Origin of the sequence: Ohtaekwangia koreensis (genome assembly GCF_900167975.1) — a bacterium.
Taxonomy (GTDB): Bacteria; Bacteroidota; Bacteroidia; order Cytophagales; family Cyclobacteriaceae; genus Ohtaekwangia; species Ohtaekwangia koreensis.
Map to the genome: position 1 here is coordinate 1,880,436 of NZ_FUZU01000001.1, position 14,158 is coordinate 1,894,593.

Annotated in this window: 8 protein-coding genes; 2 read left to right on the forward strand and 6 right to left on the reverse strand. The window is 43.0% G+C overall.

Features of this window, described 5'->3' with window-relative positions:
* Nucleotides 1–53 precede the first annotated feature (53 nt).
* Both B5Y40_RS07805 and B5Y40_RS07810 read left to right on the forward strand, forming a co-directional pair.
* Nucleotides 54–3,113, forward strand: coding sequence for an ATP-binding cassette domain-containing protein (locus B5Y40_RS07805; RefSeq protein WP_079686126.1), 3,060 nt, complete (start codon nt 54–56; stop codon nt 3,111–3,113).
* A 408-nt stretch (nt 3,114–3,521) separates the two neighbouring features.
* Nucleotides 3,522–4,289 carry a YdcF family protein gene (locus tag B5Y40_RS07810; RefSeq protein WP_079686128.1) on the forward strand — a complete coding sequence of 256 codons (768 nt, stop codon included), beginning with the start codon at nt 3,522–3,524 and terminating at the stop codon, nt 4,287–4,289.
* Nucleotides 4,290–4,384: 95 nt separating this feature from the next.
* On the opposite strand, the gene B5Y40_RS07815 is transcribed toward B5Y40_RS07810, so the two are convergent.
* The 6 genes from B5Y40_RS07815 to B5Y40_RS07840 all read right to left on the reverse strand — a co-directional run bounded on the left by B5Y40_RS07815 (nt 4,385) and on the right by B5Y40_RS07840 (nt 14,152).
* Nucleotides 4,385–5,926 carry a hypothetical protein gene (locus B5Y40_RS07815; protein WP_079686129.1) on the reverse strand — a complete coding sequence of 514 codons (1,542 nt, stop codon included), beginning with the start codon at nt 5,924–5,926 and terminating at the stop codon, nt 4,385–4,387.
* A 71-nt stretch (nt 5,927–5,997) separates the two neighbouring features.
* Nucleotides 5,998–8,853, reverse strand: coding sequence for a TonB-dependent receptor (locus B5Y40_RS07820; RefSeq protein WP_079686130.1), 2,856 nt, complete (start codon nt 8,851–8,853; stop codon nt 5,998–6,000).
* 285 nt (nt 8,854–9,138) lie between these two features.
* The gene (gldC, locus tag B5Y40_RS07825; RefSeq protein WP_079686132.1) at nt 9,139–9,471 is read right to left on the reverse strand and encodes a gliding motility protein GldC; all 333 of its coding nucleotides are present in this window, start codon (nt 9,469–9,471) and stop codon (nt 9,139–9,141) included.
* Nucleotides 9,472–9,544: 73 nt separating this feature from the next.
* The gene (gene cydB / locus B5Y40_RS07830; protein ID WP_079686134.1) at nt 9,545–10,579 is read right to left on the reverse strand and encodes a cytochrome d ubiquinol oxidase subunit II; all 1,035 of its coding nucleotides are present in this window, start codon (nt 10,577–10,579) and stop codon (nt 9,545–9,547) included.
* Between the two features lie 21 nt (nt 10,580–10,600).
* Nucleotides 10,601–12,019 carry a cytochrome ubiquinol oxidase subunit I gene (locus tag B5Y40_RS07835; protein WP_079686135.1) on the reverse strand — a complete coding sequence of 473 codons (1,419 nt, stop codon included), beginning with the start codon at nt 12,017–12,019 and terminating at the stop codon, nt 10,601–10,603.
* Between the two features lie 189 nt (nt 12,020–12,208).
* Nucleotides 12,209–14,152 (reverse strand): acetoacetate--CoA ligase, encoded by a 1,944-nt coding sequence (locus B5Y40_RS07840; RefSeq protein ID WP_079686136.1) that lies wholly within the window; start codon nt 14,150–14,152, stop codon nt 12,209–12,211.
* Between the last annotated feature and the right edge of the window lie 6 nt (nt 14,153–14,158).

A 14,158-nucleotide genomic window follows, 5' to 3' on the forward strand; every position in this document is an offset into this window, starting at 1 on the left:
TTTCTTTTACTCCTGCATCTTTCATTATATTTAGATTCATGTAATTCAGTTTTATGAGTGAACCTCTACTCAAAGCTATCCTGCGGTTGTTCGCAGTAGTTGCGAAAGAAGACCAAGTTACCCACCAGGAGCGCGACCAGATCAGAAACTTCCTGCAAGATCATTTGAGTCGTTCAGCTGTTGATACCTATACCGCGAAATTCGATGACTATGTGCAGGCATTGCCGCCTGCCACGGAGGAGCTAAGCGCAACCTTAAAACGCATTGAGAAACTTTGTTCGGAGGTTAACCTTGAGCTAACGCAGAAACAAAAAGTCGTTATCCTTCTGGAACTGCTCACCATCGTGCAAGCCGATGAGCAGATCACACCGCGTGAAGAAGAATTGGTAAATGCGATTGGTGCAAACTTCAAGGTATCGCAAACTGAAATAGATGCTATTAAGAAATTTGTATTAGGAAAGAATGCATCTCAACTCGACCATGATCATTTTTTGATAATCGATGCGGCACCCGAAGGATCGCTGAAAAAAGCACATCACCTGCGCAGGAAAGAACTGGATGGCTTTGTGGCTATTGTATATATAGAACAGGTTGAAATATACTTTATAAAATACCTTGGCGGCTCGGATGTATACCTGAACGGTGTGCCTGTGAAGAGTGGAAAGATTGCCGTGCTGGCAGTAGGAAGTATGCTGCGTTGGGAAAAAGATGAACCGGTATACTATGGCGATCTGTTGAACCGCTTTAAAAAATTTGGTGACTTTCCGAGATTATCATTTGAAGGGAAGGGAATTAATTTCAAATTCAAAAATGGAAGGCTGGGCTTACGCGATGTACAACTCGCGGAAGAATCCGGTAACCTGATTGCATTGATGGGCGCCAGCGGTGCCGGTAAATCAACGCTTCTCCATGTATTGAACGGTTCTGAGAAACCATCACAAGGCCAGGTACTCATCAACGGTATAGATATACACACGGATCCGAAAAGAATCGAAGGCGTGATCGGTTTTGTGCCACAGGATGATCTTCTCATAGAAGACCTCACGGTATATGAAAATATGTACTATGCCGCGCGACTTTGCTTCAGCAATAAATCAGAAGAAGAAATTAATAAACTTGTGCTAAAAGTATTGGAGGATCTTGGTTTGGAGGAAACAAAAGATCTGAAGGTAGGGTCTCCGTTGCGCAAGACGATTAGTGGAGGGCAACGTAAACGGCTAAATATAGGGCTTGAACTACTGCGTGAGCCTGCTGTATTATTTTGTGATGAGCCCACAAGTGGTCTCTCATCCCGCGATTCAGAAAATATTATAGACTTGCTGAAAGAACTTTCATTAAAAGGAAAGCTTGTCTTTGCAGTAATCCATCAGCCTTCTTCGGACATTTTTAAGATGTTCGACAAACTGCTGATCCTCGATACCGGTGGCTACCAGATATACTATGGAAACCCGGTAGATGCCGTAGTATATTTTAAGAAAAGCATCAACCTGGTGAACAGTGAAGAAGGCGAATGTCATGACTGCGGAAACGTAAATCCGGAGCAGATCTTTAATATCATTGAAACGAAAGTGATCAATGAATACGGCCATTTTACCAACGAACGCAAAATATCCGCCGAGCAATGGAACGCTATATATAAGCAGAACTATCGTACATTCTCAGTCGAGACTTCCAAGGAAGTTCCACATTCGACATTGCGTATTCCAACGCGATTGAAGCAATCCTTTTTGTTCGCGATGCGTGATATACAGGCTAAGCTTCACAACCGCCAGTATATGATCATCAATTTATTAGAAGCGCCCGTACTGGCGTTTATACTCGCCTTCATCGTACGCTACTTTAATGAAGATGACTCTGCTAATACAGTCTATGTATTCGGAAAGAATTTAAATATACCGGCATACCTCTTCATGAGCGTCATCGTAGCACTCTTCATGGGGCTCACGGTAAGCGCTGAGGAAATTATTCGCGATCGAAAAATCCTGAAACGTGAAGCCTTTCTGCACCTGAGCAGAAGTAGCTATATTTTGTCGAAGATCTCGATCCTCTTCATGCTCTCCGCTATACAGACGCTCATGTTTGTATTGGTTGGTAACTATGTGCTGGAGATCAAAGGAATGCTATTCCACCATTGGTTTATCCTATTCACCACCTCATGCTTTGCGAATTTACTGGGACTCAATATATCATCCGGGTTTAATTCTGCGGTTACCATCTATATACTGATACCGCTGCTTATTATTCCACAATTGATATTGAGTGGAGTAGTGGTGAAATTTGATAAGCTGAATCCTACGATTGGTAATACTGCAACGGTACCCCTGGTGGGCGATCTGATGGCATCACGCTGGGCCTTTGAAGCAGCGATGGTGTCGCAGTTTAAGGACAATAGTTTTGAGCGTGAGTTCTACGCCTACGATCGTGCCATGGCGAGCGCAGATTATAGGAAGGTATATTTTATACCCGAGCTGGAAAGCAGACTTCAGTATGTGATCAACAACTACCAGGCAACTGATCCTCACATCAAAGAGAAGGTTGTGAATAATCTTGCGTTAATGAAAAGCGAAATTTCACAAGAGCTTGAATCGACAGGTCAATCTCTGAAATCTATCAACGGCCTTACGCTGTCGAAATTTGATTCAGCCGTATATAACGAAGTGTCGGGATACCTTGTAAACCTCAAGCATTATTATATAAAATTGTATAACCGTGCGGATCAACAACGTGAAAAGAAAATCTTCAATCTCACCAGTACGCCCGAGAAGGAAGCTGCTTTTAGTCGTTACCGTGAGATGTACCACAACGATGCAATTACTGAGTTAGTAAAGAATACATCTGAAACGCACAGGATCATTGAACAAGACGGAAAGCTTATTCAAAAGATATATCCTATATATAAGGAACCGGATCCTGAGCATGCTATAGATTTCAATGCACAATTCTATATGCCTCGCAAGCACTTCCTGAACCAGAATATTGATACCTTTTATTTCAATACCGGTGTGATTTGGTCCATGACATTGGTACTGGTATTAACATTATACTTTGATGTGCTGCGAAGGATTATTGATGGGTTTAGCAATATATCCAATCCTTTATATCGGAAGGGGTAAAGGATTTGTAGCGCAGATTTTTAAATACAATCTTGTATTTCGTCTGCGGTAGTCTGTGAGGTCTGCGGGAATGTATTCCGGTATGAGAGAGAACTCCTATAGATATAAATGCAAACTCCCGCAGATTGACGCAGATTTTTAAATACAATCTTTGTATTTCGTCTGCGGTAGTCTGTGAGGTCTGCGGGAATGTATTCCGGGATCAGAGAAAACTCCTATAGATACAAATGCAAACTCCCGCTGAGTGCGCAGATTGACGCAGATTTTTAAATACAATCTTGTATTTCGTCTGCGGTAATCTGTGAGGTCTGCGGGAGATATGGCATCGGCACGTTCCACGTTTATGTGGCTTTAATGTTTTTTATACCTTTGGTTTTGTTAGTGAATCTCGAACCCAAATAGATCTGCATGTTTTTCTTCCTTTCAAAAACACTTAATTACCTGGTACTGCCACTGACGATAATCCTGATTTTGTTGGTGCTTTCCATTGTTTTGAAAAATCCGAAATGGAAAAAACGGTTCTTATATAGTGGTGTAATTCTGTTGATCTTGTTCTCGAATGATTTTCTGGCGAATGAAGCTATACATGCATGGGAAATTGAAACGGTGGCTTTTAAGGATATGACTCCTCATAAACTTGGTATTGTATTAACCGGAACTACAATCGCTGGACTTGAACCCAACGATCGCGTTTACTTTAGCCGGGGTGCTGATCGTGTAACACATACGGTTCAACTATATAAATTAAAGTTGATTGAAAAGATACTGATCAGTGGCGGAACGGGGAGGCTGTTTGGTGAGGATGAACCTGAAGCGAATAAATTTCAACGCGCGATGATCATGATGGGTGTTGATTCTGCGGATATCATGATCGAGAATGAAACACGCAACACTGCCGAGTCTGCACAGCAAGTAGTGAAGATGCTGGATTCTTTACAGTATAGATCTGAAGATTGTTTATTGATTACCTCTGCATTCCACATGAGGCGATCATTAGCATGCTATAAAAAAGTAGGACTGAACTTGCAGCCTTTTACAGCTGATTTTTATTCACATCCCCGCGAGTATTACCTCGATTCTTTTATCGTTCCCAAGATCGATGCACTTCATGTATGGCATAAATTGTTTAAGGAGTGGGCGGGCGTAGTAGCCTATAAAGCGGCAGGGTATATTTAGGTATATATAGTAAACGTAACGCATAAAAAAAGGCTGCCCTGGAGCAGCCCTTTTCGGTTTAGGTTAATGAATATCTTTATAGTATCGAGTGTAAGTTAATTCGTTGCCGGTAAATCGTTTCCTGGGTAATCGTTCGGATTTGTTAATGGAACCCGTGCATTGAATTTAGTATTGATAATCGTGATCATTTTGTTAGCCATGTATGCTGCACCGCGGCCGTTGGGATGTATGCCATCTGCCGAGAAGAATGCATAAGGAGGTTGAAGCGATGCATTCAATCCTATACCATTAATAGATGCACCATTCGTTTTAAGATCTGTGAAAATTGAGTACGCATCGATCAACGCAAGCCGATCGCTATGGGCAGCGACTCCGGCTTCTATGATATCGTTAAAGGTATCAACGCGTTCTTTAATCTCTTCAATCTCAGTGGGAACTAAGACATACATATCCGGTAAAGGATAACTCACACCATAAATTATAGTGGGGCTTCCACCAACACCGGTTCCTATAACAGTTGAAGCCGACAGCGTGATCAGATCATCATCAGTCGCTGGTCTTGCCTGAACATAAGGAGTTAACGCGGCACGTTGTTGCGCAGTGATAGCACCGGCATCTTTCAGCATGTCAAATTCAGCAGAGAGATCCGTTAATGATTCATCGGCAATCAGGATTGGATTTGCACCGGTGGAATATGAAACTTTTCTGCGGGCAGCATCAGCAGCATTGTGTCCGAGGTAAGCAACTATAGCATCGAGGGCATTATTAAAGCCTGCAAAATTACTATTGAGCAATTGTATTGTTCCTTCAGCAACGGGATCACCGGCTTCAAATTCAACAACATTCCAGCCCACAGTATGGAAGTATGCTATGGAAGTTACATCGGGTATATTTCCTACGATTCCCTTTGCAGTAGCATTCGCATCCAGTACCGTAGTAAGACCGGCATTGAACGCTGCTTGAAAATTAACGACTGATGTAAGTGTTGCTTTCGCAGGATCACCTCCATTTATAGCATATAGTATAGCATCGTTGTTACCAAGCCAGAATGAGAAGAATGTTCCGCCATTGGCAAGTGCTGCGGACGCATCACCGATAGGAGTTGATGTTCCCGGATTCGAAGCGAACCTGGCATAGTATGGATTAAAAAACTGCGATGTATTGTCTCCGGTTTGCGGAGCCAATGCGGCCTGGATGGTAAGGCCTGGTACACCAAAATTATTCAGAGCAGTTTTGCTTCCGCTATAGGCGGCAAGTGATGCTCCGCCATCACCGGTTTTATTAACAATGGTAGCGTCACCATCTGAGTCGTAAGCGAAATATAGTCTGCCTTTGCTACATCCTCCGGTGATATCATAGCATCCGGTTTCTGAATTTACATCCGGTTGGTTGAATTCACCACCGCCAACCAGCGCGAACTGTTTCGCCAGTATAGAGGGGAAGGAGTTACTTTGCCCACGGGTATAAAATGCTCCGTCCATATAGCCTGCAGTAAGTGAATTACCGATCGAAATATACTTTGCGAAATCCGCTTCGCCTGCCGTTGGCAAAGTAGAGGGGTCAGCTTCCGGAAAATCGTATGAACAGCCACAGACCAGTGCTGCCATCGAAAGGAGTTTGAGTATGTTGAGTTTCATGTGTTTATATTTTTGTTGTTGGACGCCTACGTTGATCATTATTTGTGTTTGATCATGGTGAGCATGGCTATTTATTTATTGAACATTTGGTCGAATGTTACGGATATATAATATATAGCACCTATAGTAGGAGCTCCGTAGTTAAGAACATATCGCTTGTTGAAAATGTCTGAACCACCAATTTTGATAACCGATTTGATCGGAGCCACTTTATAGCTTACTTGTGCGTCCACCGTGCTTACAGCGGGTACTGTTCCGTTGGCGAACGAAGATTCCCACAGGAATGCTTGCTGCCATCTCCAGGTCAACGCAAACCCAATCTTGTCTGTCAGCTTGCGATTAGCAAACGTCAGGTTTACTTTATGCTCGGGCGTGTTAAACTGGTATATACCAGTGTTGTCATTTTCCTTTTTGTCAAAAGCATTCCAGCTATAGTTACCGGATACCGTAAAGCTCTTTGGTAAATTATACGTAAGACCAGCTGAAGCACCCTGTGACGTTACTTCTTCGGTTGCATTGGTATAGATCTGGAATGTATTGGTATTATCACCACTCAGAAGGCTTGATGCGTTGATAGCATTGGCATTTACATCACCTGATGCACGTCTAACCCGTACCTGGTATTCGAAGTCGTTATAGATACTATAGTAATACGATACATCGAACATCAGTTTTTGTTGAGCCATTAATCCTTTATACCCAACTTCAAACGATTTGATCTGCTCTGGTTTAACTTCGTGGAAAGTATCGAATCGTCTCAGCACCGCTATATTTTCCGGATCTACAATAGCATCTGTGGTACCGGCTGCCAGTACATTTCCGATATACTGATTTACCGATTCAATAGTATAGGTATTGTTTGTGATCTGATATTGATCCGCGTATTCCTGAAGTCCTCCGAGGAGTTGAGCCGAAACAACGTTTAAGTTGATGTGCTGCGCCTGCGATGTAGGGTTTCTGAAACCTGTTTGAAAGGATGCTCTGAAGTTGTGATTTTCAGCAACGGTATATACACCGGATATACGCGGAGAAAACTGGCCTTCGAAGTTTTCATTCTTATCGTAACGAACAGAACCTGTCAGTTTCAGATTGCCTAAACTTTTGGCAGCCTGTACGTATGCGCCATATTCATAAATGGTAATATCATTGCCGGGTACATCTGCGAAGATGGTTCCGTTAGAGTTCAGATCAAACAACCTGTAACTTGCACCTGCAAGCAGGTCCATGAATTTGATCTCATTTTTGAAGTTATACTGACCCTGTACGTGATATAAATTTGAGTTGTCATCGAACTTGCCACCATTCGGTATAATAAGGTCTTTATACTTATTGGCGAGTGTATTAAACTCTGGAGTGCCAGGAAGAACGCGTCCCTGGTCGGCAGCATTTCTGGCCGCCTGATGGGCTGCTTGTTGTATAGCAAGTCTTTGTGCTTCTGGTAAATTATTTATATCACCGGGCTGTAAACCAGCTTGTGCGAGCGCTCCCATATAGGTTAATCCATATGTTCCGAACCAGGTGTTATTATTTTTCCAATCATTGTTTACCTGGAAGCCGATCAAGTCAGCGATATAGCTATCGCCAGAATTTTCGCGCGTAGTATAGGCGCGGAGAAAGAAGTTGTCGCCTTTTAATTCCAGTTTATGTTGTGTGATGGCAAAGTTGTTCAAAGAATAACGTTGTGCTCCGGTATATACCGAAGTTCCATAACCAAAATTCAAAGCATATATCAGTTCAGCTTTATCACTTACGCGATAATGCAATGAGCCACCGGCTTTCAAATTCTCTGCACCATAATCAACCAGGTATTTTTCACTATAGGGTGTTCTCGATACTACGTTGTTCGGAAGATCTCCTAAATAATCTTGCAAACCATTCGCCTGAGCTTGTTGTTGGAAGCCACTGCTAAAGGCAAGTAACCCAATGTTGGTAGCGGCTTCATCTCCGAAACCATGTACTTCATCTTTACCGGGATTGCTAGAGAATCCGGTAGGAGTGCGTTCCGGGTTTTTATCGGTATGATTTGTTCCGTACCAGTCTTCAGCTTTCGAATATGAGAAGTTGATTTTAAAAGCAAAGCGATTATTAAAAGCTTTCGCATAACGAATGGAAGCTTCATACATCGGCTTCGGACTGCTAGGCTCTTCGGAAGAGCCATTGAAATGGTTGAGTCCGAATTTAGCGTATGCACTTATGCCTTGATATTCAAAAGGACTTTTACTGTTTACGAGAAGTATACCATTGAATGCGTTCGGGCCATATAGCGCAGAAGATGCACCTGGTAAAAATTCAACGCTCTCAACATCCAGTTCGGAAGGACCGTTTAGATTTCCGATCGGGAAGTTAAGGGCTGGTGCTTGTGTGTCCATACCATCGGTGAGCTGTACAAAACGAGTATTGCCGGTGGAGTTGAATCCGCGGGCATTTACGATTTGAAAGTTTATACTACTCTGCGTCATATCAAGACCTTTCATATTGATGAGACCTTTGTAATAATTTTCAGATGGTGTAGCCTGTACCTGGAGTATATCCATCTTTTCAATGGATACCGGTGATTGAAGTATACCTTCTTCAACACGTGAAGCGGAGATAACTACTTCCTGTCCAAGTATAGTTTGTTCTTCCAGTTTTACATCGAGTCCTGTAGTGTTGGCATCGCTGACTTCTACTTCAAACGTTTTGTAGCCTACAAAAGAAAAGACAAGCGTGAGGGGAGGAGCATCATTGGCTTTTAAAGAGTAACTACCATTCGCATCAGAGACTGTGCCGATCACACGCCCCCGTACAATGATGTTTACACCCGCCAGTCCTTCACCTGTAATGGCATCCGTTACCTTACCTGAAATGTTTGTCTGCGCTAAGACCACCGTGGCAGACAACAGCATCATTAGCATGGTTGCCAACGTAGCCTTGTAAAAGTTTTTCATAAAATACAATTTGGTTTTGGTTTTTTGGGATTATATGAGTCCTCCAGGGAAAACCCGAAATGGTATGCATACCGAGCTTTCTTATCGAAAAGTACAAAAAATCTGTAAAAAACAAACGTTTGAAAAGCTTGTTACGACATTAAATTGGCAAAATGGCGGACTTCGGGAAGGTGAAATGAGGTGTTTATACCAATAAAAAAAGCATCAGGAATATCCTTTCAGGGTATAAATGAGGATATATTTCGAGAAATCCTGATACTTTTTTATAGAAGAGTATTTTAAAAACTACTCTTTTAAGTTCTGAAGATGTTTTACGAGACGGTCACACAAAGCATTAATTTCACTGGCAATATATTCGTCTCCGGTAGCAGTCAGTGCACTTTGTGCTAATCCGCCAATGCAATCAACGTAGAAACGCTTCATCTCATTTACGGGCATGTCTTTCGTCCATAAATCGATACGAAGTGTGTTTTTATGTTTGTGATCCCAAAGTGCGACACTCATTGATTTTGTTTCAGAAACCCCGGGATCTGGCTTATCAGTAGCATCCCACAGAATCTTATCCGGTATATTATTCTGATCCAGCTCGACTGAGAAATTTATAGTTGACTTTTTCATGGGAGCAAAATTAATAATTGTGGTCTTAATGTGTTGATTTCAAAATAAATTCCAGTCACCCAGACACGAATAATCAGTAGCTGGTCTCGTCCAGTTTAACTTTGCCTTTAAAGGTCCAGAATACAAACGTGGTATACGCGGCAACGAGCGGAACGCCAATCGCAGCCACGGTAAGCATAATGCCCAATGTTTTGGAAGAAGACGCCGAGTTATATACTGTCAAGCTATTTTCCGGATTAACAGGAGAATAAATAATAGTAGGATATAGCTCAAGGGATACGATGATGAGCAGTACACTGATAACGACTGCTGAAGACAGAAAAGCAAAAAGATACTTTCGCTTGGTTACCTGGCGCGCAATGTTAGCGATGGCCATGATCATGATCACCGGCAAGATAAACATGCTGGGGGTATTGTGAATCTGATCTACCAGGTGTGGAATATATAGTAATGTATAGAACGAGGTGATCACACAACTGATCACAAAGAATATGGTTGTTCTCCGTACAATGATGGTGAGTTTTGCATACAAGCGATCTTCTGTTTTCATCACCAGGTATATGGCGCCATGCATCATAAAAAGTGAAAGCGATGTGATGCCTACCATGATCGCATATGGGTTGATGAAGTCTGCGAATTCTCCGCGATAGATGTGATCTTTATCCAACGGTACGCCTAGTGCTACATTGCCGAGAATGAATCCCAATAGAAAAGCAAGCAGTCCACTGGAGAGACAATAACTGACGTCCCACATTTTGCGCCACCACAACATTGGTTCTTTACTTCTGAATTCAATGGACACGGCACGGAAGATGAGTGCCACCAGGAATATCATGAATGGCATGTAGAATGCGGAGAGGAGTGAAGCATATACTTCTGGGAAACCTGCAAAGAGCGCTCCGCCTCCAATTACCAGCCATACTTCATTGCCATCCCACACCGGACCGATGGCGTTGAGTACAGTTCGCCTGCTGGCTTCTTTGTTCAGAAATAAATGGAGTGCGCCGGCACCCAGGTCAAAGCCATCCAGGATAGCATAGCCTGTAAATACAGCTCCGATTACCAGGAACCACCAGGTTTGGAGATCAATGCCTGCAAATGTTTCCATGCGTTATGAATTATATACTTCCTAATCTTTATCCGTGGTGTGTTCAATTTTTCCAGGTGTAGTACCGGGTGTAAATGAATCCGCCATTTCCATGTGTCGCGGACTGTGTTCATCATCGTGACGATCAAGCGGTCCGTGCGTTATCTTTTTATTCAACAGGTATATAAATAACGCAAAGAGTAACATATATACCAGTGTGAACATGATGAGCGAGAACATGACCTGGTTTGCTGTAACAGCTTCCGATAAAGCATCTGAAGTTCGGAGTAGTCCATATACCACCCACGGTTGTCTTCCTACTTCTGCGGTATACCAGCCAACCTGATTGCCAATCTGCGGAAGCAATACGGCCCAAACAAAAATCCACAGCAGCCATCGTTTCTCAAAAAGCGTTCCGCGCCACCATAGGAAGACCGAGTATAGCGACAATGCAATAAGCGCCATGCCGATACTGATCATAATGTGATACGTTTGAAAAACAAAGTTCACGGCACCGGGCCTTTCATCTTCAGGGAAACTGTTTAGTCCGGGTACAGGTTTATCAACATCCCCGTGGATCATATAGGATAAGCCTCCCGGTATAGCAAGGCCAGTGGTAGTTTGCTTTTCTTTGTTCACCCAGCCGAAGAGGTATAAATCTGCAGGTTTGAGCGTATCAAAGTGACCTTCTATAGCAGCAAGTTTCGCAGGTTGATAATGTGCTACAACATCTGCCGATCGATGGCCGGTAAACAACTGAAGTAACGATGCTGCCGCGGCTACTGACAAACCAATTTTAAAGGAAGCCTTTGATAACTCTATATATTTACCTTTCAATAAATACCATGCGCTTACACTGGTGACAAGGAAAGCTCCTGCGAGAAAAGATCCCGACCACACATGTGAAATACGTTCTACAGATGACGGGTTAAAAACCATCGCCCAAAAATCAGTGATCTCTGCACGTGCTTTCATGCCTTCGCCTACGATGTGATATCCGGTTGGTGTTTGTTGCCACGAGTTTGCTACTACGATCCAGATGGCAGAGAACATGGATCCCAGTGTTACCATGATCGTGGAGAAGAAATGTACCCTTGGACTAACACGGTTCCATCCGAAAATAAGTACGCCCAGGAAGCCGGATTCAAGTGCAAAAGCAAATATACCTTCTGCTGCGAGAGCGCTGCCGAATACATCGCCTACATAGCGTGAGTAAACAGCCCAGTTGGTTCCGAACTCGAACTCCATTACAATTCCGGTTGCTACACCTATACCAAAGATCAATGCAAAGATCTTTACCCAGAAGCGAGTCATCTGCTGGTATATTTCTATACCTGTTCGCAGATACATGCCTTCCATGAAAACCATTACTAATCCAAGCCCGATGCTAAGCGGAGGATAGATATAATGAAAAGCAATCGTAAATGCGAATTGTATGCGTGAGAGAATTTCTACGTCCATCGGGTTTTAAAGCTACACCACAATGCTGAAGGTGCAAAGTGAAATCCCCTTCAAATCAGATTAAGTTTTGAATGTGGACTCAGGATACGTTTGCAATTATTTACTTCAGATTTTCTCGATGCCTCATCGCTCTGCCTGAAAATATTGACGGTGTTTATCGAAACTATAAACAATGGAGATCGTTAAAAACTAATTGCTGTTCTCGTGCCAACGTATAAAGAAATCCATCGATTGAGGATTCTTCAACGCACCGGCATTCACAACTTCTTTCGGATCTTTACCCATGAGTATTTTCTTAACAGGTGTCTCCGTTTTTTTACCACTGATGGTATAGGGTATATCGGGCACAGCAATAATTTCGTCCGGTACATGGCGGGGACTATAATCACTGCGGATCGTTGTGTTTATTTTTTTCTCGATGTCGGCAGATAATGCAACGCCCTCCTGCATTACAACAAAGAGGGGCATCCAGAATTCACCGTCTTTTTTTTCGATGCAGATGATGAGGCTGTCTTTTACTTCCTTTACTTTATCTACAGCCCGGTATATTTCGCTGGTCCCGATACGGACACCACCGCGATTGAGTGTAGCATCGGAGCGTCCATAGATGATAACACCGTTATGCTTTGTGATTTCGATCCAATCTCCGTGACGCCAAATGCCAGGGTACATTTCGAAATAACTTTCATGATAGCGTTTGAAGTCAGGGTCATTCCAGAAGTATACCGGCATGGAAGGCATTGGCTTGGTGATGACCATTTCACCTACTTGTTCTGTGAGTGAATTTCCATCTGTATCAAAAGCTTCCAGTTTGCAGCCGAGTGCGCGACATTGAATTTCGCCTGCGTATACAGGTAACGTTGGCATGCCCCCAACGAAAGCACTGCATACATCGGTGCCTCCGCTCATGGATGTAAGCCACAGATCGTTTTTTACTTTTTTATATACCCATTCGAACCCTTCAGGAGGTAGTGTACTTCCCGTAGACCCGATGGATCGAAGTGAAGAGAGATCGAATTCATTCACGGGATATATACCGCCTTTCAAATTAGCCAGCATAAAACCGGCACTTGTACCAAAGTGATTTATGCGTGCATCCTGCGTAAATTTCCAGAGTACAGACAAGTCGGGGTAAGCCGGACTTCCATCGTACAGTACCATGGTAGCGCCTGCCAGTAAACTGCCATGTATATAGTTCCACATCATCCAGCCGGTAGTGGTATACCAGAAGCACCGTTCGCCTGGTTTGAAATCGTTGTGAAATGTTCCGTATTTAAGTTGTTCAAGTAATATACCTCCATGCGAGTGTGTAATCGCTTTGGGTAGCCCGGTGGTGCCGGAAGAATATAGTATCCAGATAGGATGATCGAATGCTACACGTACAAAAATAATTTTATCAACGGCTTGCGTTGTCACCTGTTTCCAGGATACAACGGGTTTGGTAGATTGTGGAAGTATATCTTTTGAAGAAATGATAATCACTTGCTCAAGCGATGGCAATGATTTTATCAGGTCCTGAATCACTTCTTGTTTATCGAATACTTTTCCATTGTATTGATAGGAGTCAACTGCGATTAATACTTTTGGTTCGATCTGCGCGAAGCGATCAATCACAGAGTTGGTTCCAAAATCAGGAGAACAGCTTGACCATATAGCGCCTAAAGTATTTGCAGCCAGGAAGGCAACCGTTGCTTCCGGGCAACCGGGAAGATAAGCGGCAATGCGGTCACCAGCCACTACGTTGCATGAGTTCAGGTATTGTTGAAGAGATGCAACCTGCTGCGTTAATGTATCCCAGTATATTTCCTGGATTTCACCAGACTCCGCTTTAAAGACAATTGCGGGATGTTGTTTGTTCGCCTTCCGGAAAATGTGCTCTGCATAATTTAGTTTGGTGCCCTCAAACCATTTACATCGCGGCATGGTGCCTTGCAGTATATGTTGATAGGTGCCATCATGCATAACATCAAAATATTCCCAGAGACTTTCCCAGAAAGCTTCAATGTTATCGGCCGACCACTGCCACAGCGAATGATAATCATCAAAGGCCAGATTTTTATTTTCTTTCAGCCATTGCTGGTAGTGGGTAATATTCGATTGCCGGATGAATTCTTTTGAAGGACTCCAAAGCATGATGTT

What these genes read in the sequence shown, in the direction of transcription:
- B5Y40_RS07835 (WP_079686135.1), bottom strand. Translation starts at nt 12,019, where the DNA reads ATGGACGTAGAAATTCTCTCACGCATACAATTCGCATTTACGATTGCT.
- B5Y40_RS07815 (WP_079686129.1), bottom strand. Translation starts at nt 5,926, where the DNA reads ATGAAACTCAACATACTCAAACTCCTTTCGATGGCAGCACTGGTCTGT.
- cydB (WP_079686134.1), bottom strand. Translation starts at nt 10,579, where the DNA reads ATGGAAACATTTGCAGGCATTGATCTCCAAACCTGGTGGTTCCTGGTA.
- B5Y40_RS07840 (WP_079686136.1), bottom strand. Translation starts at nt 14,152, where the DNA reads ATGCTTTGGAGTCCTTCAAAAGAATTCATCCGGCAATCGAATATTACC.
- B5Y40_RS07805 (WP_079686126.1), top strand. Translation starts at nt 54, where the DNA reads ATGAGTGAACCTCTACTCAAAGCTATCCTGCGGTTGTTCGCAGTAGTT.
- B5Y40_RS07820 (WP_079686130.1), bottom strand. Translation starts at nt 8,853, where the DNA reads ATGAAAAACTTTTACAAGGCTACGTTGGCAACCATGCTAATGATGCTG.
- gldC (WP_079686132.1), bottom strand. Translation starts at nt 9,471, where the DNA reads ATGAAAAAGTCAACTATAAATTTCTCAGTCGAGCTGGATCAGAATAAT.
- B5Y40_RS07810 (WP_079686128.1), top strand. Translation starts at nt 3,522, where the DNA reads ATGTTTTTCTTCCTTTCAAAAACACTTAATTACCTGGTACTGCCACTG.